This window comes from Streptomyces sp. NPDC059003, assembly GCF_042740445.1.
In the GTDB taxonomy this organism is placed as follows: Bacteria; Actinomycetota; Actinomycetes; order Streptomycetales; family Streptomycetaceae; genus Streptomyces.
Genome location: NZ_JBHYJH010000159.1, coordinates 1 through 20,639 on the forward strand (window position 1 = coordinate 1; position 20,639 = coordinate 20,639).

Annotated in this window: 15 protein-coding genes; 11 read left to right on the top strand and 4 right to left on the bottom strand. The window is 72.8% G+C overall.

Going from position 1 to position 20,639, the window contains the following annotated elements; genetic code table 11:
* Nucleotides 1-51: 51 nt before the first annotated feature.
* On the bottom strand, nucleotides 52-699 hold the full coding sequence (locus tag ACFWZ5_RS36400; RefSeq protein ID WP_384799555.1) for a class I SAM-dependent methyltransferase: 648 nt from the start codon (nucleotides 697-699) through the stop codon (nucleotides 52-54).
* Nucleotides 700-894: 195 nt separating this feature from the next.
* On the opposite strand from ACFWZ5_RS36400, the gene ACFWZ5_RS36405 reads away from it, so the two are divergent.
* A complete protein-coding gene (locus ACFWZ5_RS36405) occupies nucleotides 895-2,133 on the top strand; it encodes a macrolide family glycosyltransferase (RefSeq protein ID WP_384799558.1) in 1,239 nt (412 codons plus the stop codon).
* 245 nt (nucleotides 2,134-2,378) lie between these two features.
* Nucleotides 2,379-3,095 carry a response regulator transcription factor gene (locus ACFWZ5_RS36410; RefSeq protein WP_384799561.1) on the top strand — a complete coding sequence of 239 codons (717 nt, stop codon included), beginning with the start codon at nucleotides 2,379-2,381 and terminating at the stop codon, nucleotides 3,093-3,095.
* Nucleotides 3,096-3,204: 109 nt separating this feature from the next.
* Here the strand turns inward: ACFWZ5_RS36410 and ACFWZ5_RS36415 are convergent, their stop codons facing one another.
* Together ACFWZ5_RS36415 and ACFWZ5_RS36420 are read right to left on the bottom strand one after the other, a co-directional pair.
* Complete coding sequence (locus tag ACFWZ5_RS36415; protein ID WP_384891843.1) at nucleotides 3,205-5,928, bottom strand: LuxR C-terminal-related transcriptional regulator; 2,724 nt, start codon at nucleotides 5,926-5,928, stop codon at nucleotides 3,205-3,207.
* The gene (locus tag ACFWZ5_RS36420) at nucleotides 5,880-8,342 is read right to left on the bottom strand and encodes a LuxR C-terminal-related transcriptional regulator (protein WP_384799567.1); all 2,463 of its coding nucleotides are present in this window, start codon (nucleotides 8,340-8,342) and stop codon (nucleotides 5,880-5,882) included. The genes ACFWZ5_RS36415 and ACFWZ5_RS36420 overlap by 49 nt, the downstream gene beginning before the upstream one ends.
* 137 nt (nucleotides 8,343-8,479) lie before the next feature.
* On the opposite strand from ACFWZ5_RS36420, the gene ACFWZ5_RS36425 reads away from it, so the two are divergent.
* The 4 genes from ACFWZ5_RS36425 to ACFWZ5_RS36440 all read left to right on the top strand — a co-directional run bounded on the left by ACFWZ5_RS36425 (nucleotide 8,480) and on the right by ACFWZ5_RS36440 (nucleotide 14,879).
* Complete coding sequence (locus ACFWZ5_RS36425; RefSeq protein ID WP_384799570.1) at nucleotides 8,480-11,164, top strand: LuxR C-terminal-related transcriptional regulator; 2,685 nt, start codon at nucleotides 8,480-8,482, stop codon at nucleotides 11,162-11,164.
* A 451-nt stretch (nucleotides 11,165-11,615) separates the two neighbouring features.
* On the top strand, nucleotides 11,616-12,446 hold the full coding sequence (locus tag ACFWZ5_RS36430; RefSeq protein ID WP_384799573.1) for a PAS domain-containing protein: 831 nt from the start codon (nucleotides 11,616-11,618) through the stop codon (nucleotides 12,444-12,446).
* A 66-nt stretch (nucleotides 12,447-12,512) separates the two neighbouring features.
* A complete protein-coding gene (locus ACFWZ5_RS36435) occupies nucleotides 12,513-13,208 on the top strand; it encodes a response regulator (protein WP_384799576.1) in 696 nt (231 codons plus the stop codon).
* Between the two features lie 561 nt (nucleotides 13,209-13,769).
* Entirely contained in the window at nucleotides 13,770-14,879 is a 1,110-nt protein-coding gene (locus tag ACFWZ5_RS36440) for a 3-deoxy-7-phosphoheptulonate synthase (RefSeq protein WP_384799597.1), read from the top strand.
* A gap of 250 nt (nucleotides 14,880-15,129) precedes the next feature.
* Here the strand turns inward: ACFWZ5_RS36440 and ACFWZ5_RS36445 are convergent, their stop codons facing one another.
* Nucleotides 15,130-15,630 (bottom strand): hypothetical protein, encoded by a 501-nt coding sequence (locus ACFWZ5_RS36445; protein WP_384799579.1) that lies wholly within the window; start codon nucleotides 15,628-15,630, stop codon nucleotides 15,130-15,132.
* A 215-nt stretch (nucleotides 15,631-15,845) separates the two neighbouring features.
* Between ACFWZ5_RS36445 and mqnE the strand changes: the two genes are divergently transcribed.
* From mqnE to rfbB, 5 genes are all read left to right on the top strand, one after another.
* Nucleotides 15,846-17,012, top strand: a complete 1,167-nt coding sequence (gene mqnE / locus ACFWZ5_RS36450; protein ID WP_384799582.1) for an aminofutalosine synthase MqnE — start codon at nucleotides 15,846-15,848, stop codon at nucleotides 17,010-17,012.
* A 41-nt stretch (nucleotides 17,013-17,053) separates the two neighbouring features.
* Nucleotides 17,054-17,350, top strand: a complete 297-nt coding sequence (locus ACFWZ5_RS36455) for a ferredoxin (RefSeq protein WP_384799585.1) — start codon at nucleotides 17,054-17,056, stop codon at nucleotides 17,348-17,350.
* On the top strand, nucleotides 17,347-18,258 hold the full coding sequence (locus ACFWZ5_RS36460; RefSeq protein ID WP_384799588.1) for a menaquinone biosynthetic enzyme MqnA/MqnD family protein: 912 nt from the start codon (nucleotides 17,347-17,349) through the stop codon (nucleotides 18,256-18,258). The genes ACFWZ5_RS36455 and ACFWZ5_RS36460 overlap by 4 nt, the downstream gene beginning before the upstream one ends.
* 136 nt (nucleotides 18,259-18,394) lie before the next feature.
* Nucleotides 18,395-19,600 (top strand): cyclic dehypoxanthinyl futalosine synthase, encoded by a 1,206-nt coding sequence (gene mqnC / locus ACFWZ5_RS36465; RefSeq protein WP_384799591.1) that lies wholly within the window; start codon nucleotides 18,395-18,397, stop codon nucleotides 19,598-19,600.
* 15 nt (nucleotides 19,601-19,615) lie between these two features.
* The gene (gene rfbB, locus ACFWZ5_RS36470) at nucleotides 19,616-20,590 is read left to right on the top strand and encodes a dTDP-glucose 4,6-dehydratase (RefSeq protein WP_384799594.1); all 975 of its coding nucleotides are present in this window, start codon (nucleotides 19,616-19,618) and stop codon (nucleotides 20,588-20,590) included.
* Nucleotides 20,591-20,639 lie beyond the last annotated feature (49 nt).

The following is a 20,639-nucleotide window of genomic DNA, read 5'->3' on the forward strand; positions in this document are numbered from 1 at the left end:
GCACCGCACCAGACGCCGCGGGCTGATCCGGCCTGATCCGAAAGACACGCCCTAGCGCGTCAAGTCCCAGAGCCCCAGGTACTTGTTGGGCGAGTCCTCGGGTATGCGCTCCAGCGGCTCGCCGAGGTCGAAGGGGGCCTGGGAGAGATCGAGCTTGGCGTGTCTGAGGCTCGGCTCGTCCAAGCGGTCGTAGTTGGAGAACTCGCCGTGCTCCAGCGTGGGAGAGCTGGTGTAGCTGGTGGTCAGCAGCAGCCGGCAGGAGCGGCGGAACTGCTCAAGGGCGGGCAGCACCATGTGGTTGGGCAGGTGGATGAACACGTCGCGGCAGATCACCAGATCGGCCGGGCGTACCCGGCTGGTGGTGATGTCGAGGACCTCCAGGCGATAGCCGAGGCGGCGCAGTTCCGGCCAGGTGGCGCGCTCGTGGATGTCGTAACCGACGTAGTCCACCCCGCTGAGGTCCAGCGTGCGCATCCAGGCCAGGTCGCCGCATCCGGCGTCGTTCAGCGTCGTCACGCGGTGTGCTTCCAGGAGGGAGGCGAGTCCCTTGCGGACGAGGTGGGTGTGCGGCTCGCTCGATCCCCAGCCGCACACCGTGTCCGGCGCCTGGTCGGGCCATCCGCGGGAGAAGATCTTCAGGCCGGGGTCGTGCTCGTGCTGGGACGGTCGCGCACCGGCGCGATCTGTTGGGCGGCTCACGGCAGCTCGCTCTCCGTCGGGACCGGGTTGGCGGGCCCAGCGGAGCACGGGCCGCGCGCGGGCAGCCACGGAGAGCGCGATACACCAGGTGTTCACCCGGACTGTGCGGCGGGCTGCAGGGAACGGCCTGGTGAATTCCCCAGTGTTCGGCCGCCGTGCCCAGGGCCTGCCGCCGCCGCTGGCATGCTGCCGTGCATGTCGGCGTACCACATCGCGTTCTTGCCGTTCCCCGCGTTCGGACACATCAACACCACCCTGCCCGTCGTCGCGGAACTCGTGGGCCGCGGCCACCGGGTCACCTTCGCGACCAACTCACGCTTCGCGCCCCTGGTCGCCGGGACCGGTGCCACCGTGCTGGAGTACGAATCCTGGCTCGCCTCGCGCGAACTGCCCGCGGAGATGGACGCGGACTACATGGCGCACGAGCCGGTCCGTTCGATCGACGAGGCCATCGCCACCGTTCCGATCTACGAGGCCGGGTTCGGCGACGACGTACCGGACGCCGTGCTGTACGACGTCAGCACCTTCGCCGCCGGCCGGGTACTGGCCCGCAAGTGGCGGCGGCCGGGGATCGAGCTGTTCGCGACGTTCGCGTCCAACGAGCACTACTCGCTCACCCAGCAGGTGGGCGACCTGTACGCGGGCGAGATCGACCCCGAGCATCCCGCGCTCTACGACTTCTTCGTGAAGCAGGGCCGGCTGCTCAAGGAGCACGGCTTGGCGGACGTGACGCTGGAGGAGTTCAACGCGCCCGCCGACGAGGCGAACATCGTCTTCCTGCCCCGGCGTTTCCAGCCCGCGGAGGAGACGTTCGACGACCGGTTCGCGTTCGTCGGTGCGTGCATCGGCGAGCGGGGCGACCGCGCCCCCTGGCGCCCGCCGGCCGACGCACGTCCGCTGCTGCTGGTCGCGATGGGCAGCTTCAGCTTCGAGTACCAGCGGGAGTTCCTGCGCACGTGCGTCGAGGCCGCCGCGGACACCGACTGGCATGTGGTCGTCTCGGCGGGCTCGCTGGCCGACTCCGACGACTCCGACGACTTCGCCGACGTGCCCGACAACGTCGAGGTGCATCGCTGGGTGCCCCAGCTGGAGGTGCTGAAGCGGGCGGACGCGTTCGTGTCCCACGCGGGGATGAACAGCGTGATGGAGGCCATGTACTTCGGCACGCCCGTGGTGGCCGTGCCGCACACCCCCGAGCAGCGGCTCGTCGCGGCCCGCCTCCAGGAGCTCGGCCTCGGCGCGCACCTGCCCCGGGGCGAGGTCACCGGTGAGCGGCTGTACGCAGCGGTGAACCAGGTCTCCGGCGACAAGGACACACGTGCACGGGTCCGTTCGCTGGGCGAAGCCATGCGCGCCGCCGGGGGGCCCGTGGCCGCCGCCGACTACATCGAGACGGTCGCCACGCGTGGCGTGACCGCACGCCGCAGCTCCTGAGCCGACAGCTCCTCCTCCCGCACCTGCCGGCTCGACGGTGACGGCATCGCCTACGCCACACTCGGTATCACTCGTCTGCACTCTGCGACCGTTGCCAGGGGCAACGACGGCGGGCAGGGCGCCCCTGCCTGCCGTAGATCGGTTACGCGAGATCCATTAGAGTGAACGCTCGCCAGGACGTGTGAGGTGGCTCGGCCGGCTGGGCGCAACCGCACGTGGCCGGGTCGAAAGACGGGGGGTACGGCGTGGGCGCGTCGGAACGGGTCGCAGTTGTGGCGCAGAGCGGGGTGGTTCGTGCCGGACTCGCCCGCTTGCTGGAAGAGGCCGCCGAAGTCGAGCAGTACGCCGTCTTCGAGCCGGGCGAGTTCGCGGCCCCGGCGCGCGAGGACGCCATTCAGGTGCTCATCCTCTCCTGCGACGTGCTGCTGCTGTGGTGCGCCAGCGGCCTCGGGCTCGGTGCGGAGGCGTGGGTGCGCGAACTGGCCGGGGTCGCCCGCAGAAACGGTATCCGCGTCGCGCTGCTGGTTCCCGGCTCCGAAATGCAGCAGGCCGTGTCCCGCGGGGGCGTGCCCTGCGACGGCATCCTGGACCAGAACGCGCTGACCGCGCACGGACTCGACGACGCGCTGCGCAGGCTCGCCAGCGGCGAGCGGCTGCGGCCGGAACCAGCCGTGCGGACAGGGCCGTCGGCCGCAGCGCCGGATGCCGCGGCGACGCACACGGGAACGCCGATCGGGCTGCTGACCGAGCGCGAGCAACGAGTGCTGGAACTGCTCGCGGACGGGCTGAGCAACAAGCAGATCGGGGTGACCCTGGGCATATCCGAGCACTCGGCCAAGCGCGTCGTGGCGCTCGTGCTGTCCAAACTGAACAGCCCGAACCGCACCCAGGCCGTTGCGGTCGCCCTGCACAACGGACTGGTGGGGGCGGAGCCGGCCCTGGACGTCTGCAACGGCGGCTGAGGCGGCAGGGCGGCGGCTCCACGGGTTGCGGCCCCGCCGCTCGTAGCGGCGGCGACGGGCCCGGTACGGGCGTCGGCGGCTGGTGGTGTCCGTTTCCGGCTTCCGGCCGTCAACCCGTCCCGGCGTCGTGGCCCAGCGCCGTCGGAAGGCCCGAGCGGTCGGTGATGCCCAGGGCCCGGTAGCTGTGGGTCAGATGGAGCTCGACCGTGCGCAGGCTGACCGACAGTTCCAGGGCGATCGCCCTGTTCGACCAGCCCTCGGCGGCGAGCAGCGCGACCCGCAGTTGGGCCGGGCTCAGGCGCGCCCTGTTCGTCCGGGGCAGCTCCTCGTACCGCGCGGCCACTTCGGCGACCCGCCCCGCCGGCAGCCCCGGGCGGGCCCGCGTCGCCGAGACGGCCTGATCCAGGGCGCGCCGGCCCTCTCCCGGCCGGCCGTCGTCGAACAGGGCGTCGGCCAGCTCCGCCAGCGCCTGCACCCGGCGCCCACGGGCCACCGAGTCCGTGAGTATCCGTACCGCGGTGCACAGATGCACGAGCGCCTTCGGGCCGGGCAGGGCGAGTCCGGTCCGCAGATGGACCGAACCGACCGTGGACGCCGCGCCCCAGGCCCCGGCCGCCGCCAGCTCCTCGGCCAGCAGAGGGGAGATGGCGTCCGGGGCCGCCGACGCCTCAGCGCCGGCCAACGCCAGGGCCAGCTGCGAACGCCAGGGAACGACACCGGGGTTCGTACAGCCGAGCGCGAGCAGCATCCGGCCGCACTCGCGCAGGTGTGCCGCCGCCGCGGTCCGTCCGGTCCGCAGCTCCGTGAGGCCCCGCGCGAACAGCAGGAAGGCCTGGTCGACTCCGTACTCGTGCCGGTCCGGTACGGCACCCGACACGGCGGATTCGGCGAGGTCCGGCCGCCCGGACTCCAGGGCGATCAGCGCCTCCAGCGCGGTCAGCCGCGGCAGTCTCCGGGGATGCCAGTGCCGGCGGGGCACCTCCGCGATCGCCTCGTCGAGCCGGGAGCACGCCTCGCTCACATCGCCCGTGCGCAGGGCGAGTTCGGCCCAGTTCAGCAGGGCGAGACCGACCGCAGGCCGCACCCCTTGCCGCCGTGCCTCGGCCTCGATCCGCTCCAGCCCGTGCCGGGCGAGCTCGACACCGTCGGCGATGACGAGCACCCTCGCCGCGACCAGCGCGGGAGCGAACTGCCCGGCCCCGGCCCGCGCCAGCGCCCCGGCGGCCAGCCGCCGCGCGCGGCCGATCTCCCGCCCGGCCGAGCAGAGCCGCCAGGCCACGGCGGCGGCCCGCGCCGCGTCGGCCGCCCCGCCACCGGCACCGTCCGCGGCAGGGAGGGGGAACGGGGCCGCCCACGCGCCCGCGTCAGGGCCCGCCTCCGGTGCGGGAGCCGGTCCCGGGTGGTCCGGGGCACCGGTGTCCGTCAGCGTCAGCTCCCGCAGGCCGTGCAGGGCACGCTGCTGGGGCGCGGGCGTCGTCCGGAGCGCCGCCGCCGCGGCGATGGCGGACGCCGCCTCGGAGCCTCCGCGCAGAGCGAGCACGTCGGCGGCGAACAGCCGCGCCGTGGAACCGTCCCGGAGGGCAGGCTCCGCCAGCACGCGGAGGAACCCCCGGTCGGCGGCGTCGGGGTGCAGCGACAGCTGCGCCCTGGCCAGCTCCAGCAGCACCTCCGTCCGCAGACCGCCCTGGGCCCCGCGGTCCTCCGCGCTCGCGAGCAGCGTGGCGGCGCCGGCGTCGTCGCCGGACCGGCGGGCCTCGACGCCCGCCGCGTACAAAGCCTCGGGCACCCAGGAATCGGTCAGCCCGGTGCGTGCCACGAGCCGGCCGAGGACTGACTGCCGTCCCTGGTAGCGCCGTTCGAGCCGCACGGCGCTCTCGTGGAGTCCGTCGCGGTCGCGGTCGTCCATGAGGCCGAGCAGCCGGTCGGTCACGAGCGCGTCGTAGAGCCGGGGGTCCGTGACCGGGCCGAGCAGCCCGGTGCGGGCCGCGTCCGCGCGGGCCCGCTCGCGGGCGGGCAGGTGGATGTCGGCCAGCTCGCAGACCTGGTGGAAGGAGAAGTCGCCGTCCGCCGCGGCGGCGGCCCGCAGCAGTGCGACCGCCTGCCGCGGGGCCCTGGCCAGCGTGGACCGCAGCTGGTGCCGGCCCACCTGGTCGGCGAGCGCCACGAACTCCTCGGGCCCGGGCGCCGGAGCGGGCCGCCGGTGAAGCGTCCCGCACAGCACCGCCGGGTTGCCGCCGGTCGCCGCGAGCGCGGCGGGGACGAGCGGCCCGGCCGCCTCCTCGCCGTACGCCTCGACGAGCAGCGCCCGCACGGCCCGGGCGCTGAGCGGGCGCAGCAGGATCTCGTGGTGCGGGGGCCCGACTTCGGCGAGGACCGAGGGGTCGGCGCAGGCGACCACGTACAGCAGGGGCCGCCCGCCTGAGCGCCGCACCAGCGACTGAGCCGACTCCACCGGGCCCGCGCCGGGCTGCCGCGCCTCGTCGCGGAGGAAGGCCACAGGGGCCGCGGGCGGCTCCTGTGCCCCTGCCCGGGACCGGGCCGCGCCGGTAGGTTCCGGTCCCGGGTAGGGCGCCGTCGGCGCGGTCACGACGTGCAGTCCGGCACGGCGGGCGAGCACGGCCGTCTCGGCGAGCAGGGTGCTGCGCCCGGTGCCCGGCCTGCCGTGCACCACGACCGTCGCGGACCCGCCGTCGGCGACCTCGCGGACGGCCTGTGCCAGCAAGGCCAGTTCGTCCGCTCGCTCCAGCAGTACGCGCCGCGCCCCGGACGCGGGCCGCAGCGGACTCACCGTCTGCCACCGGGCGCTTGCGCGGCGGCGCCCGGCTCCGGGCACGGGGGCCACTCCGCGAGGCCCGCCCGCCCGTCGATACCGAGCTTGCGGTACACGCTCGTCAGGTGGTACTCGACGGTGCGCACGCTCAGATAGAGGGCGTCGGCGATGGCCCGGTTCGTGGCACCGGCCGCCGCGAGCCGCGCCACGGCCTGCTCCGCGCCGCTCAGCGCGGGCAGGCGGTCCCCGGCCGCGGCGAGCGCGGACCGGGCCCGCTCGGCCACCGCGGCCATTCCGGCCATCATCGCCGTTGTCTGCGCCGCGCGCAGCCGGCTGCGCGCGGCCGCGTCGTCCCGTCGCTGCAACAGCTCCTGCCCGAGGCGCAGTTCGGCGACGGCGTACGAGTACCGGTGATCGCTGCTCGCGAGCACGCGGACGCTCTCGGCGAGCAGCTCCACCCGGTCGGCGGGCCCGGCCGCCATGCCCCGGGCCAGCAGGCTCAGCCCGCAGCTGTCGGACGTCGGCCACCGCTCGGCCAGGTGCCGGCCGAGCTCCGCACGCTCCCTGGCCGCGCCGGGTCGGCCTAACGCCATGAGCAAGTCCGTGCTGTACACCCACCACTTGGTGAACACCGGGTTGCGGACGCCTGCGCTGTCGAGGCTGGCTCCGCACCGCTCCAGCAGGTACAGGGCCTGCTCGATGTGCCCGTGGGCGCGTGCGAGCAGGGCCCGGGCCATCAGGTACAGGTGGTGGTCCCATACGGTGTCGTCGAAGTGGTGGCACCCGAGTCGGCGCAGGACGCCCTCGGCCCGTCCGGGCTCGCCGCGCGCCAGCAGCGCCAGGGCCAGGGCGATCGGCGCCAGCCGGGTCCGCTGCCTTTGGCCGTGCCGCTCGGCGATCCGGGTCGCGGCCAGCGCCGCCCGGTACGCCTCGCCCACCCGTCCCGTTTCGATCAGCAACAGGGCCTGGACGGACCGGGCATGGCACTCGGCCCAGGTCTCCTCGCGTCGCTCGCTGTCCGCGACGACCCGGTCCAGGTGGTGGAGCGCGGTCCCGGTCCTGTCGGCCAGGCCCAGGACCTGGGCCGCGCTGATCCGCTCCCATGCGGTGTTCGGCGGCTCGGCTTTGAGCACATGATGTGCGTCGGCGGTGGCGGCGTCGGGGTCGGTGCCGGCCAGTGCGGTGCGCAGCGCACCGACGGCGCGCGCGAGATGCTGCCGCGGGCTGCTCCCGGACAAGGGGGACGTGCCGGTCGGCTCCGGCCGGCTCCGCGGGGGCGGCGCCTTGTCGGGAGTGCCGTCGCGCAGCGCGTGCAGAACGTCGTCGAGCGCCGCGGGGGTGTCGGGCGTGCGGTGGGTCATGAGTGCGCTCAGCCAGAGCGGAACGGTGGCCCGGGTGCGCACGTTCGGGTCGTCCGTGCGGGACAGCATGCCGTCCAGGTGCTCGCGCGCGGCAGCCGGATCGATGTCGAGCAGCGCGGTGGCGAGCTCCGTGCGGGTGGTGGCATCCTCCGGATCCGCCTCGTGGAGCCGGCTCAGATAGGACGCGGACGACGCCGGGTGGTCGCGCAGCGCGGCGGTGGCCGCCTCCTTGAGGACGGCGGTCATCCAGGGCCGGTCCAGTGTCGACAGGCCGAGCAGCAGGTCGGCCACCTGGCGGGCGGGCCGCGCCGCGTCGTTGAGGATCTCGGCTGCCTGGGTGCGCATCCGTTCGCGTTCGGTGGCGGGCAGTGCGTCCAGCAGCGCCTCCGGGCAGGACGGGGCACCGTGTTCCGGGAGCAGCCCGAGAGCCCGGCTGTCGTGCAGGGCCCGGCGGGTCACGCCGGCGGGCAGACCGGCGAGGGCGGCGACCAGATCCACCTCGGTGCTGTTCAGAAGAGCCGAGGCCTGCGCCACGCGGAGCGGGTCGGGCTCGTACCGGCGAAGGTCGCCGGGGCCGGATCCGCCCGTCGGGCCCGGGCTGTCGGGCCCGAGCGCGGTGGCGTCGAGGACCGTGCAGCCCCTTCGTGCCATGACCTCGAGGAAGGGGGCCGTGGCGGTGGCCAGGGCGCCGGGCGCGACACTCAGCACCATGGTGAGCGGCAACCCGGCCGTGCTGCGGGTCAGGTAGTCGATGCAGCGCAGCGTGCCCTGGTCGCACCACTGCGCGTCGCCGATCGCCAGCAGCACCGGCGACCGCGCCAGCAGCCCGGTGATCTGCTCCAGGGCCGCGTGCCGAGCCCTGCGTGGGGGCAACGGTTCGCACACGTCGAGCAACCGCCGCAGAACGGCGTGTTCGGTGCCGGCGTCCTCGCGGCGGCAGACGACCGAACGCAGGTCGGCCGCCGGTCCGTAGCCGGACATGTCGCCGATGCGGCGGGCGATCCGGTGCAGGAAGGTGTGGTCGTCGGCGCCGAGCACCACCACGGTGCGCGGACCGAACTGACGCACTGTCGACTTGGGGAGTAGCTGCATGTGCTCCAAGGGCATCGAGCTCATGATGAAGACAATATGATGATCAGTGCGCCCGGGGGAGTTTTGACAAAGTATGGAATAGGTATGGAATAGGTTTGAAATCGGCCTTCTGGCGTCGAACCGCCGCCAAGAATGCGAGCTTTGCTCCGCTTCGTACAGCGATGGACCGGACACGTCGCGGCTCTGTGGTGCTGGTGGCGGTCACGGGTCCGCTCGGCTCGGGCCGTTCGGCGTTCCTCGATGCCGCCGGTGAACTGGCCTTGCAGGAGGGCCTGGTCGTGCGGCGGGCCCGGGCCAGCCGACTGGAACAGGGCGTGCGCGCAGGCCTGGTCGAACAGCTGCTCCCGTCGGTCGGGGACGTCGCGGCGCTGCGTCCGTCCGGGCGGCCGGACCCAGCCGCCCCCATGGCGTTCCTGGTCGACGACGTGCAGTGGGCCGACCAGGTATCGCTGACCTGGCTGGCCCGGCTGGTCGCCAACCCCCAATCCCCCCCGCTGCTGCTGGTGGTCGCGGTGTGTGAGGGCGAGGCGGACGCCGAACTGCCGGCAGTGCAGGACCTGTTGACGCGGGCGGACCACCTGGTGCGGATGGCGCCGCTCGACACGGTGGATGTGCACGCCCTGCTCGCGGAGCAAGGCATCGCCCTGTCCGAGGAATCGGCCCGGTCCTGGCAGGACGCGACGGCCGGCAACCCCGCCTGGCTCGCTTCCCTGCTCGACCGTCTGGAGGCCGGTGAACGCCACCCCTCCGCGGCGCTGCTGGCCACCGCCCGTTCCCGGCCCGCTCCCTGGCCGCTCAAGGCCCGGGTGGCCGCGGCCCTGAGCGGCCACCCCGAGCCCGTCAGGCGGCTGGCCCACTGCGCGGCGGTCCTCGACGGCGCCGCCGACGAGCGCACGCGCGCCCGCCTCGCCCGGCTCCCGCTGGACGAGGCGGCCCGCGCGGCACGGGCACTGCTGCGGCTCGGCTGGGCCGTCGACCGCCGCACCCCTCCCGTCCTGTGGGACTGCGTGCGGGAGATCGCCGAGGACAGTCTCTCCCCGGCCGACTGGACGGAGCTGCACCGCCGGGCCGCGCAGCTGCTCGGCGCGGCGGGTGCCCCGTCCGAACGGCTCGTCCCGCACCTGCTGGAGACCGGCCCGGGGGAGTGGACCGAGGCGGCGTGGATGCTGCGCCGGGCGGCCGACGACGCGCGCCGCCGCGGTGACACGGCGCTGGCGACCCGCTGCCTGCGCCGGGCGCTGCGCGAGTTCCCTCCCGACAGCCCGCAGCGCGGCGAACTCCTGCTCGCACTGGCCGAAGCGGAGCAGGATCTCGACACCTCGGCCGCGCTGCGGCACGTGGCCCAGGCGGTTCCGCTCCTGGGCCCGGCCCACGCCCGCGCGGCGGCCGTGTCGCGGGTGCCGCTGACCCTGTTCACCGCCGCGCCGCGGGCGGTGGCCGAGGTGCTCTCGTCCGCCCGGACGCCGGACCCGGAGCCGTCGCGCGACGCCGGAGCGGCCGAGTCGCGGCTGCGGCTGGAGGCCCGGGCCCGGCTGTCCGGCCTCGCGGCGCCGGACGCCGCCGAGGACGCGGTGCGGCGGCTGCGCGAGCTGGCACCCGGGCCGGAACCGGGCACCCCGGCACAGCGGGAACTGGTCGCGGTCCTCGTGTTCGCCGGGGTCCTGGGCAGACGGCTGCCCGCCGCCGAAGCCGCCGCCGTGGTGCGCTGGATGCTGGACCACGAACCGGCCTCCACCGCCTCGGGGTACGCCGCCTGCGCACTGATGATCGCCTCCGGCATCGCGGCCGAGGCCGAAGCGCCCGTACGCAGCTGGCTGGACATGGCCGTCGACGCGGCGACCCGGCGCGGCGACGAGCGGCAGCGGACCCGGCTGCTGGGCTGGCGCGCCCTGGCCGCCCTGTGTTCCGGACGCCTCGCGGACGCCTGGATGGACGCGCTGGACGCCTGCGCCGCGGGCCGGGGCACGCTGGGGGACAGCGACTGGCTGGCCGTATGGGGGCTGGCTTCCGTGGCGGTCGCAACCGGTGACGCCGGATGGGCCGGCCGACTGCACGGCCTGCTGGACGAGGGCCCGGAGAGCGGGCTGCCGGTCCGCGGCTTCGCCGGCAAGGTGCTGGGCAACCTGCTGACCCCGCGCACGGATCCGTCCCAGGCCGCCGCGGAACTGGTGGAAACGGCCCGCCGCGCCGAGGCCGCGGGCTGGTGCAGCCAGGCGCTGTCCCCCGTGAACCTGTGGTGCGTTCCCCTCCTGCTGCGCGGCGGGGACCAGAAGGTCGCGCTCGCGCTCCTCGCCCAGGCCTGTGACCGGGCCCGCGCCTTCGGCTCGCCCAACGAGCTCGGCCGGGTGCTGCGGGTCTGGGGCACCGTCGTGCACGGCCGCTATGCGCTGTCGCTGTTCGCCGAGTCCGTCGCGGTGCTCAGGGAGGGCACCGACGTCCTCGAACTCGGCCGTGCGCTGCGCGGGTACGGTACGCGGCTGCGCGCCGCCGGGCGCCCCGGCTCCGCCGAGCTCCTGGCCGAGGCCGACCGGATCGCGGACCGGGCGGGGGCGCCGCTGTTGCGCTGCTGGACGGCGTCGCTCGGCGCGGAGCTGCGCGGAGTCGTGCCGCCCGGCGGCGACGGGCTCAGCGACACCGAACGCTGGGTCGCGGCACTGGTGGCCCTCGGCCACACCAACCAGGACACCGCCCAGTCCCTGGGCGTCACCCGCCGTGCCGTGGAGAAGACCCTGACCGGGCTGTACCGGCGGCTCGACGTGGCAGGCCGGGCCGAACTGATTCCGGTTGTCCGCCGCATGGCGGGGGAAGCGGCTTTTCGCTCCGGCGTGTTGTCGATCAATTTCTGACGGCGCCCGAATCTGTCCCGTTGCAGCCGCTGACAGGTGTTGATCGCTGCGGCACATGCTCTCCACCGGCGTGGGCCGAGCGGTGGGCCGCGCGGGTTCCCGCCAGCGGAGGTAATGCCTCCGCCAGGGGCGGGCGATGCCCGGTGCGGTGCTTCACTTCGGTGCCCAGTCGGTGCACCGATCGGGCTACCTGCCAGTAGCCATGTTGATCAACTCGGACAAACGTGCATGTCCTGCCCGCTTCGTGCCGTGCTCGTCGACTCCTCGAACAAGGGGGCCTGCCCGGCGGACGTGTTCCCCGGGGTCCCGAACTCGCCTGCCGCGGCCCGTCCGAACCGCTGGAGCCGCGACCACAGTGTTCTGCCTGACCCCTGCCTCGCATTGTCTGTTGAAGATTGTCCTGCTTAGGCTGCGGCTTGCCGGTCGATACAAAACAGGGGGAAGGTGTGGCATGGCAAATGCGCTGCAAGCGGGGGACAGCAGAGGGAGCGAAGTACGAAGAATTTCCGGCGCGGTTCCCCTCATTCTGCGACAGGAAAACCGCAGCAGTGATGAATTGCGCGACGCCCCATCCTCCATTTTCTCCCCCCGGATTCGCAGTGACGAGTACGGCGACGTGGTGCTGTCGCTGATCGAACGTTCCGGAATCGGTCTTGCGATACTCGATCCCGGTCTGCGGATCCGGTCCGTCAACAGCGCCTTCAGCGCCCAGTGCGGTCGCCACCACGACGACCTGTGCGACCGCAGTTTCGCGGAGTTCCTGCACCCGAGCGTGCGGCAGCACGTACTGCACCAGCTCCTGCGGCTCGCGCAGGGCCATCAGGCGCAGGTGGTCAGCCGTTCCCTTGCCGTCTGGTTCCACGACACCGCGGTCTCCGGCAAGGTCACCGCCTACCCGGTCGAGGACGCCGACGGCAAACGGAGCATGATCCTGGTGCAGTTCACGCCGGAGGAGCCGGCCGACGACCGGCAGGCGCTCGTCGGCTCGTGGTGGAAGCTGACACCGCTCAAGGCGAAGGTGCTGGAGGGGGTGGCGGCGGGGGATCCGACCATACGCCTCGCGGCCAGGCTGTTCCTCAGCCGGCAGGGCATCGAGTACCACGTCAGCATCCTGCTGCGGCTCTTCAAGGTGCCCAACCGCACGGCGCTCGCGGCGAAGGCGTACTCGATGGGAATGTTCAGTATCGGCTGCTGGCCGCCGAAAGTGCTGCCCGACTACATCCGCCCCGAGCGCGAGACATCGGCCCGCTCGCGCGGCGAGGCCGGGACGGAATTAGGGTGACCGTGGTGCCGGTTCCCCGCCGTTGCATATCGTGGCGCTATCGCTCTCGGAATCCATGGGGGAAAGATGGAGATTCTGGTGATCGAGGACAACGACCGTGTGTCCGCGGCCCTGCAGACCGCGTTGACCCAGCAGGGAGTGGCCGCGGTGTGCGCGGGCACCGGCAGGGCCGCGCTCGAACTGCTCGAGCAGACCCGCCCGGACGCCGTGCTGCTGGACCTCGGCCTGCCCGACTACGACGGCTTCGCCCTGTGCAGTGAGATCCGGGCCGCCAGCTCGGTCCCGATCCTGGTGACCAGCACCCGCGCGGACCATGCCGCGTGTGTGCGGGGACTGGACCTGGGCGCGGACGACTACCTCGTCAAGCCCTACAACCTGGCCGAGGTGCTGGCCCGGGTCCGGGCCGTGGTCCGCCGCTGGCGGGCCGCCAAGCCCGAGTCGGCCGGCCGGCCCCCGGAGGGCCTCATCCTCGCCGGGCCGCTGCGCATCGACCTGGACGAGCGGGTCGTGCTGGCCGACGGCGCCCCGATCGACCTGTCGGACGAGGAGTTCGGCATCCTCGTCGCGCTGGCCCACCGCCCTGGCGAGGTGCTGCGCGCCGACCAGCTCGTCGACCAGGTCCTGCGGGCGCAACGGAGCACGCTCAAGGCCTCGTTGCAGGGCTATATCGCGTCCCTGGGGGAGCGGCTCGGTGTGTCGCAACTCGTCGAGGCGGTCGACGGACTGGGCTATCGGCTGTCGGTCAACGGGGCCGCCGCCTAGGGCCTGTCCGATGGGTCGGCGCGGCGGATCAGGCCGGGGACGCGACGGTGCGACACCACAGCGTCCCCGGCACCGCACGGCGAACGCTTCCGGCGCCGGCTGGCCCGGCATGACGGGGCGTCCGCCCGGGCAGCCGGTCGCGCCTGATGTCTGCTCTGTATGGCGGGAGTTGATCCCTGCCGGGAGCGTTCCCGCGTTCTCGCGTTCTCGCGTTCCCGGCTTCCCGCACCTGTGCTGTGACCTGCGGTGGAAAGCCGCGTGCGGGCCGGATCCGGACGATACGGCGTTCGGCCCCTCGCTGCTGCCCGGTTCACCGCGAACCAGTCCGCCGCAACGGAACCCGGACCCTGACCCCGACCACTCGACCACTCGACCACTCGACCAAGGGGAAAGAAGCTCACCCACCAGGGTGCCGAACGACTCGTTCCCCACATCCGCACCGGACTTCTAGGGATTCCTTCAGGGGCGCCGAGCGCACGGCCCGGCCCGGCACCCCGCCGACCTACGCTGCCTGCGCAGAAGAAGCGAACCGGCAGCGGACAGATGAGAGACGCGGTGGAGATGACCGAGTCCGGGGCCCGGCGTGCTCCGTCGGCGGGCGAGCCGTCGTGCGGGCCCGGTGGAGAGCTCCCCGAGGAGACCGCCGCAAAACTCTCCTCGTCCCTGCCCCTGGTGTTCGCGGGGGAGTGCGACCTGCTTACCGCACAGCTCGCGCGCGCCACCCGTGGCGAGGCGCTGGTCCTGCACTGCGCGGACCGCGCGCGGACCTCCGGCGGGCAGAGCGCGGACGTGATCCGGGGCCGGCTGCGCACCCAGCTGCAGATGGCGGCGGTGCTGACGTACGCCACCGGCGGCCCGGTGATCAAGCTCAGCGGGATCGACCTGCCCGCTGCGGGCCCGGAGCCGCCGGGCAGGGCCGGCAGATACGAGGCCCGCGCGGCCCGCCTCAACCTGGTGCGGGCCCTTGGTGCGGGCGGCTACGGGAACCTCGGGCAAGTGCACGGGTGGAACCGGCAGTTCGTGGCCCACTCACCCGCCCCCGAGCGCCACACCGCGCTGATCGACCAGATCGACCGGGCCCTGGCCTTCATGCGCGCCTGCGGCCTGGACCCGGCCCGGCTCGGCGCCGGCGAGCTCTTCGCCTCCCACGAGAGCCGGGATCCCGGCTACGACTCCGCCCTCACCCGGATCGACTCGCGGACCGGGCACCGGTACAACACCTCGGGCCACTTCGTGTGGACCGGCGCGCCCGCCCGGGACCGCGAGGACCAGGTCGCCTACCTCGCCACGATCCGCAACCCCCTAGGCGTTGCCCTCGGTCCCGGCAGCGACGCGGACGAGGCGGTGCGCCTCCTGGACCGGCTCGACCCGGCCCGGGAGCCCGGCCGGATGACCTTCCAGGCGCGCATGGGCGCCGCGGCGCTGCGCGACCGGCTCCCGGCGCTCATCGAGAAGGTCACGGCGGAGGACCATCACGTGGTCTGGATCTGCGACACCACTCCCGACGGCCCCCGCCCCCTGGGCGACGTCGTCGCCGAGGCCACCGCCTTCTACGACATCCACCGCGCGCTGGGCACCCACCCCGGCGGCCTCACGGCCGAACTGGCCGGGGACGGCTCCGCCGCACTCGAGCTCGCCTTCGCCGTCGCGGAGCTGTGCCGGCGGCCCTGAGGATCCGACCGGACTCCGCGGCTGCCGCCGCTGCCTGCTGTCCTCTCCCGGCAGGCCGGCCCGGCTTGACCGGGAACGCCGCGAGGCCTTCGTGCGGCGTCGGCATCTGCGAGCCGGCAGCAGCCGGCCTCAACGGACAGATCGTCCGTGTCGTCGCCGGCACAGGACACCAGGTGCCCGGGCAGTCCGGGGCAGGCGGCGACCGGCCGTTGTGGCTCAGGGGGCGCGTCGGCTCAGGGGGCGCGTCGGCTCACTTGGGGTGCGGGCCGCCCGTCACGGCCAGCACCGTCAGCGCGCGGTAGGTGTGGCCCCGGCGCATGGACAGCAGGGCGAAGCAGCCCGCGAGGGCGACGGTGTCCAGCTGGTCCCAGTCGCCGGTGACCTCGACCGTCACCTGCTTGCCGTGCTGGGGAACGGTGAAGTCCAGGCGGCCCCGGTCGCTTTCCAGGGACGCGTTGCGGGGGCGGCGGTGCGGGAAGACGCTCCACCGCACCTGCTCGGCGGGTCCGGGGACGAACGCGTCGTCCAGGGCCAGCCGCAGGACCGGCCGGCTGCCACCGCCGACCGTCACCGCGGTGCGGTGCGGTCCATGGGCCGCGATCGGCAGCGCCCGGCCGCCCGAGGTGATCGTGCCGGTGCGCATGGCCCGCCCGAACTCCAGGGTGGCGGTGGCGTCCAGGGAGCCGATGGAGGCGGATGCGTCAAGGGCGTGCACCCCGCCCTGCTTGCGCAGGGTGAGCGTGACCGTCATGGCCTCATTCCTTCCGCGCGGTGCGGGCGGCCCCGGCGGGGGGCCGGGCACTCACGCTACGAGTGTCCCGATCAAGCGCGGGCCCGGCGGCCCAAGCTGTAGGGGTTCTCCTACAGGTGCGTGCCCAGCATGGAGCTGCGACAGCCCGGCTGGTGAGCTTAACCGACGAGCGGATTCGATCTCATGACGGCACACGACCCGAGGAGATGGCACGGTTGGACGCAGGACTCAAACGCGAGATCGAGCAGAAGGTCGCTTCCGGCGAACGGCTCAGCGGCGCGGACGGTATCGCGCTGTACGCCTGCGACGACCTCGCCTGGCTCGGCGGCCTCGCACACGAGGTGCGGACGCGGAAGAACGGCGAGGTCACCTACTTCAACATTAACCGGCACCTCAACATGACCAATGTGTGCACCGCTTCGTGCGCCTACTGCTCGTTCCAGCGCAAGCCGGGCGAGAAGGCCGCGTACACGATGCGCATCGAGGAAGCCGTCAAGCTCGCCAAGGAGATGGAGGCCGAGCAGCTCACCGAGCTGCACCTGGTCAACGGACTGCATCCGACGCTGCCGTGGCGCTACTACCCGCGCTCCATCCGGGCGCTGAAGGAGGCGCTGCCGCCGAACGTCGCCATCAAGGCCTTCACCGCCACCGAGATCCACTGGTTCGAGCAGATCTCCGGGCTGAGCGCGAGCGAGATCCTCGATGAACTCATCGACGCGGGCCTGGAGTCGCTCACCGGCGGCGGCGCGGAGATCTTCGACTGGGAGGTCCGCCAGGAGATCGTCGACCACAAGACGCACTGGGAGGACTGGTCGCGCATCCACCGCCTGGCCCACTCCAAGGGCATCAAGACGCCCTGCACGATGCTCTACGGGCACATCGAGGAGCCGCGGCACCGCGTCGACCACGTGCTCCGGCTGCGCGAGCTGCAGGACGAGACGGGCGGCTTCCAGGTCTTCATCCCGCTGCGCTACCAGCACGACTTCCACGACTCGATGGACGGAGTGGTGCGCAACCGCCTGATGGCCAGGACCAAGATGGCCACGCCGACCGAATCGCTCAAGACGTTCGCCGTCTCGCGGCTGCTGTTCGACAACGTGCCGCACGTGAAGGTGTTCTGGGTGATGCACGGCCTGGGCACCGCCGCCCTGGCACTCAACCACGGTGCGGACGACATGGACGGCTCGGTGGTCGAATACAAGATCACGCACGACGCGGACGGCTACGGCACGCCCGACAAGATGTCCCGTGCGGGCCTGCTCGATCTGATCCGCGACGCCGGCTTCCGCCCCGTGGAGCGCAACACCCGCTACGAGACCATCCGCGAGTACGAGGGCCCCGACCCCGTACGCCGGGACGCCCCCCAGCCCATGCAGGTGTGACTGATGCCCGCATTCCCGACGAGGATCGGTAGGTGTGCGCGATGACCGCGCAGGACGAGTCCCTGGACGTCTGGATCGACCAGGAGCTGTGCACGGGCGACGGCATCTGCTGCCAGTACGCGCCCGACGTCTTCGAGCTGGACATTGACGGCCTGGCCTACGTCAAAGGCGCGGACGGCGAACTGAGGCAGGAGCAGGGCGCCGCAGTGATCGTGCCGACGATCGCCGTGCGCGACGTCATCGACTCGGTGAAGGACTGCCCGGGCGACTGCATCCACGTGCGCCGGGTCTCCGACGGCGTCGAGGTGTACGGACCGGAAGCGGTCGACACCCCATGACGGCGCTCACCGGCCGACTGCCGGCGGACGGCGCCGGGCAGATCGTGGGCACCCGGCCGCGGGTGGGCCACATCGACTTCCTCAACTGTCTCCCGCTGTTCTGGGGGCTGGCCCGTACGGGCAGCCTGCTCGACCTCGACCTGCGCCGGGACACCCCGGAGCGGCTGAGCGACGCCCTGGTCTCCGGCGAGCTCGACATCGGCCCGATCAGCGTCACGGAGTACCTGCGGCACGCCGACGAACTGGTGCTGCTGCCCGACATCGCGGTGGGCGCGGACGGACCCGTGATGTCCTGCCTGCTGCTGAGCAGGCTGCCCCTGGACGAGCTCGACGGCGTCCCGCTCGCCTGCACCACGACCAGCCGCACGTCCGTGCGCCTGGCCGAGCTGCTGCTCAGCGACCTGGTGGGGGTGCGGCCGCAGTACCGCCCCAGCTCGGCGGACCCGGCGACCATGCTGTCGGGCGCACCGGCCGCAGTGGTGATCGGCGACGCGGCACTGCGCGCCTCGCTCCTCGGCGCGGGCACCTCCGGGTACGAGGTGCACGACCTGGGCGGGATGTGGCGGGAATGGACCGGACTGCCGTTCGTCTTCGCGGTGTTCGCGGCCCGGCGCGACTTCCTGGCCGGCAACGCGGACCTGGTGCGCGAGGTGCACTCCGGATTCCTCGCCTCCCGCAAGGTGTTCCTCGACGAGATCGACGACGTGTGCCACAAGGCGGCCCGCTGGGCGGAGTTCGACGCCCCCACGCTGAAGCGGTACTACCTGTCCGCACTCGACTTCAGCCTGGGCGAGCGACACCTCGCGGGGCTGCGCGAGTTCGCCCGCCGGGTCGGCGGCGCCGACGCCGGCTTCCCTCCCGACGTGGCCATCCGCCTGCTGGACAGCGACCCGTCACCCACCCACTAGATGCATGAGCCCGGTGCTCTCAGCGGTCGCAGCCGATCAGGGACCGCGGCCGGCGGGCGCCCTTCGCCAGGGCCGCGGCCGGCACCGGCACCGGACTCACCCAGCCAGCACCAGCCGACAGAGAAAGGTGGCCGACGTGGCCAACCCGACCAGCGAACTCACCGCTGCGCTGGAGCGCGCCGGCGACGGAGGCCGCCTCACCCCCGACGAGGCCGTCGAGCTGTACCGCAGCGCACCGCTGCACGCGCTCGGCAAGGCCGCGGACGCCGTCCGCAGACGGCGCTACGCCGACCGGCAGCACCTGGCGACGTACATCATCGAGCGGAACATCAACTACACCAACGTCTGCGTGACGGCGTGCAAGTTCTGCGCCTTCTACGCCCCGCCCAAGGACACCGAGCGGGGCTGGAGCCGTGATCTGGACGACATCCTGCGGCGCTGCGCGGAGACCGTGGAGCTGGGCGGCACCCAGATCATGTTCCAGGGCGGCCACCACCCGGACTACGGCGTCGAGTACTACGAGGGCATGTTCGGCGCGATCAAGGAGCAGTTCCCGCAGCTGGTGATCCACTCACTCGGCGCCTCCGAGATCGAGCACATGGCGAAGGTCTCCAAGGTGCCGGTCGAGGAGGCGATCACCCGCATCCGGGACGCCGGCCTCGACTCGCTCGCCGGCGCCGGCGCCGAGCTGCTGCCGGCGAGGGCGCGCAACGCCATCGCCCCGCTGAAGGAGTCCGGCGAGCGCTGGCTGGAAATCATGGGCATCGCCCACGACATGGGTGTGGAGTCCACCGCCACCATGCTGATGGGCACCGGCGAGACGAACGCCGAGCGCATCGAACACCTGCGCATGATCCGCGACGCACAGGACCGCACCGGCGGCTTCCGCGCCTTCATCCCGTACACCTATCAGCCCGAGAACAACAAGCTGAAGGGCCAGACGCAGGCGACGCCGCTGGAGTACCTGCGCATGATCGCCGTCGCCCGGCTCTTCCTCGACAACATCGAGCACATCCAGGGCTCCTGGCTGACCACCGGCAAGGACATGGGCCAGCTCTCGCTGCACTACGGCGCCGACGACCTCGGCTCGGTCATGCTGGAGGAGAACGTCGTCTCCTCGGCCGGGGCCAAGCACCGCTCGAACCTGCCGGAGCTGCTGGAACTGATCCGCGGCACCGACCGGGTGCCGGCCCAGCGCAACACCACCTACGAGATCCTGCGGGTGCACGACGACCCCGCCCAGGACGCCGTCGACGAGCGGGTCGTCTCGCACCTGTCCTCGACAGCGGACACCGGCGAGGGCGCGCACCGCCGCCGGCTGAAGGTCCTGCCGGCCGGCTGAAGGGAGGCGGTCCAGATGAAGGTCTTTGTCACAGGAGGCGCGGGCTTCATCGGCTCGCAGTACGTGCGCGAGCTGCTCGCCGGCACCTACACCGCTTCCTCGGGACCGGAGTGGGCGGACGCCGAGGTCACCGTGTTCGACCTGCTCACCTACGCGGGCAACACGGCGAACCTGCCGCTCGGGCACGAGCGGCTGACGTTCGTCCAGGGCGACATCCGGGACGCCGACGCGCTCGCCGATGCGCTGCCGGGGCACGACGTGGTGGTGCACTTCGCCGCCGAGTCGCACGTCGACCGCTCCCTGGTGGGCGCCGTGCCGTTCGCCTCGACGAACGTACTGGGCACGCAGCAACTGCTGGACAGCTGTGTGCGGCACGGCGTGCAGCGCGTGCTGCACGTGTCCACGGACGAGGTGTACGGCTCGATCGAGTCCGGTTTCTGGGACGAACACGAGCCCCTGCTGCCCAACTCCCCGTACTCCGCGTCCAAGGCGGGCAGCGACCTGGTGGCCCGTGCCGTCTGGCGCACCCACGGGCTGGACGTGCGGATCACCCGCTGCTCCAACAACTACGGCCCGTACCAGAACACCGAGAAGCTCATCCCGCTGTTCATCACCAACCTGCTGCGCGGCAGGCCCGTGCCGCTGTACGGCGACGGCAGCAACGTCCGCGAGTGGCTGCATGTCGCAGACCACTGCGCCGCGCTCCAACTGGTGCTCACCGAGGGCGCCCCGGGCGAGATCTACAACATCGGCAGCGGCTTCGAGGCGACCAACGCCTCGATCGCACGGCACCTGGTCGAGCTGTGCGACGCCGACCCGGCGCTGGTCCAGCAGGTCACCGACCGCAAGGGCCACGACCAGCGGTACGCGCTGGACACCGGCAAGGTGGCCAAGCTCGGCTTCAGCCCGGCGATCGACTTCGCCGCCGGGCTGGAGAGCACCGTGGCGTGGTACCGCGAGCGCCCCCAGTGGTGGTCGGCCACCGCCTGACCGCCGCGGCCGCAGCCGCGCCCACGGCCGGGGGCCGCCGGATCACGTG

Coding starts and splice junctions, on each gene's coding strand:
- rfbB (WP_384799594.1), top strand. CDS start 19,616: ATGAAGGTCTTTGTCACAGGAGGCGCGGGCTTCATCGGCTCGCAGTAC.
- ACFWZ5_RS36430 (WP_384799573.1), top strand. CDS start 11,616: ATGGCAAATGCGCTGCAAGCGGGGGACAGCAGAGGGAGCGAAGTACGA.
- ACFWZ5_RS36445 (WP_384799579.1), bottom strand. CDS start 15,630: ATGACGGTCACGCTCACCCTGCGCAAGCAGGGCGGGGTGCACGCCCTT.
- ACFWZ5_RS36405 (WP_384799558.1), top strand. CDS start 895: ATGTCGGCGTACCACATCGCGTTCTTGCCGTTCCCCGCGTTCGGACAC.
- ACFWZ5_RS36425 (WP_384799570.1), top strand. CDS start 8,480: ATGGACCGGACACGTCGCGGCTCTGTGGTGCTGGTGGCGGTCACGGGT.
- ACFWZ5_RS36440 (WP_384799597.1), top strand. CDS start 13,770: ATGACCGAGTCCGGGGCCCGGCGTGCTCCGTCGGCGGGCGAGCCGTCG.
- ACFWZ5_RS36460 (WP_384799588.1), top strand. CDS start 17,347: ATGACGGCGCTCACCGGCCGACTGCCGGCGGACGGCGCCGGGCAGATC.
- ACFWZ5_RS36435 (WP_384799576.1), top strand. CDS start 12,513: ATGGAGATTCTGGTGATCGAGGACAACGACCGTGTGTCCGCGGCCCTG.
- ACFWZ5_RS36420 (WP_384799567.1), bottom strand. CDS start 8,342: ATGAGCTCGATGCCCTTGGAGCACATGCAGCTACTCCCCAAGTCGACA.
- ACFWZ5_RS36455 (WP_384799585.1), top strand. CDS start 17,054: ATGACCGCGCAGGACGAGTCCCTGGACGTCTGGATCGACCAGGAGCTG.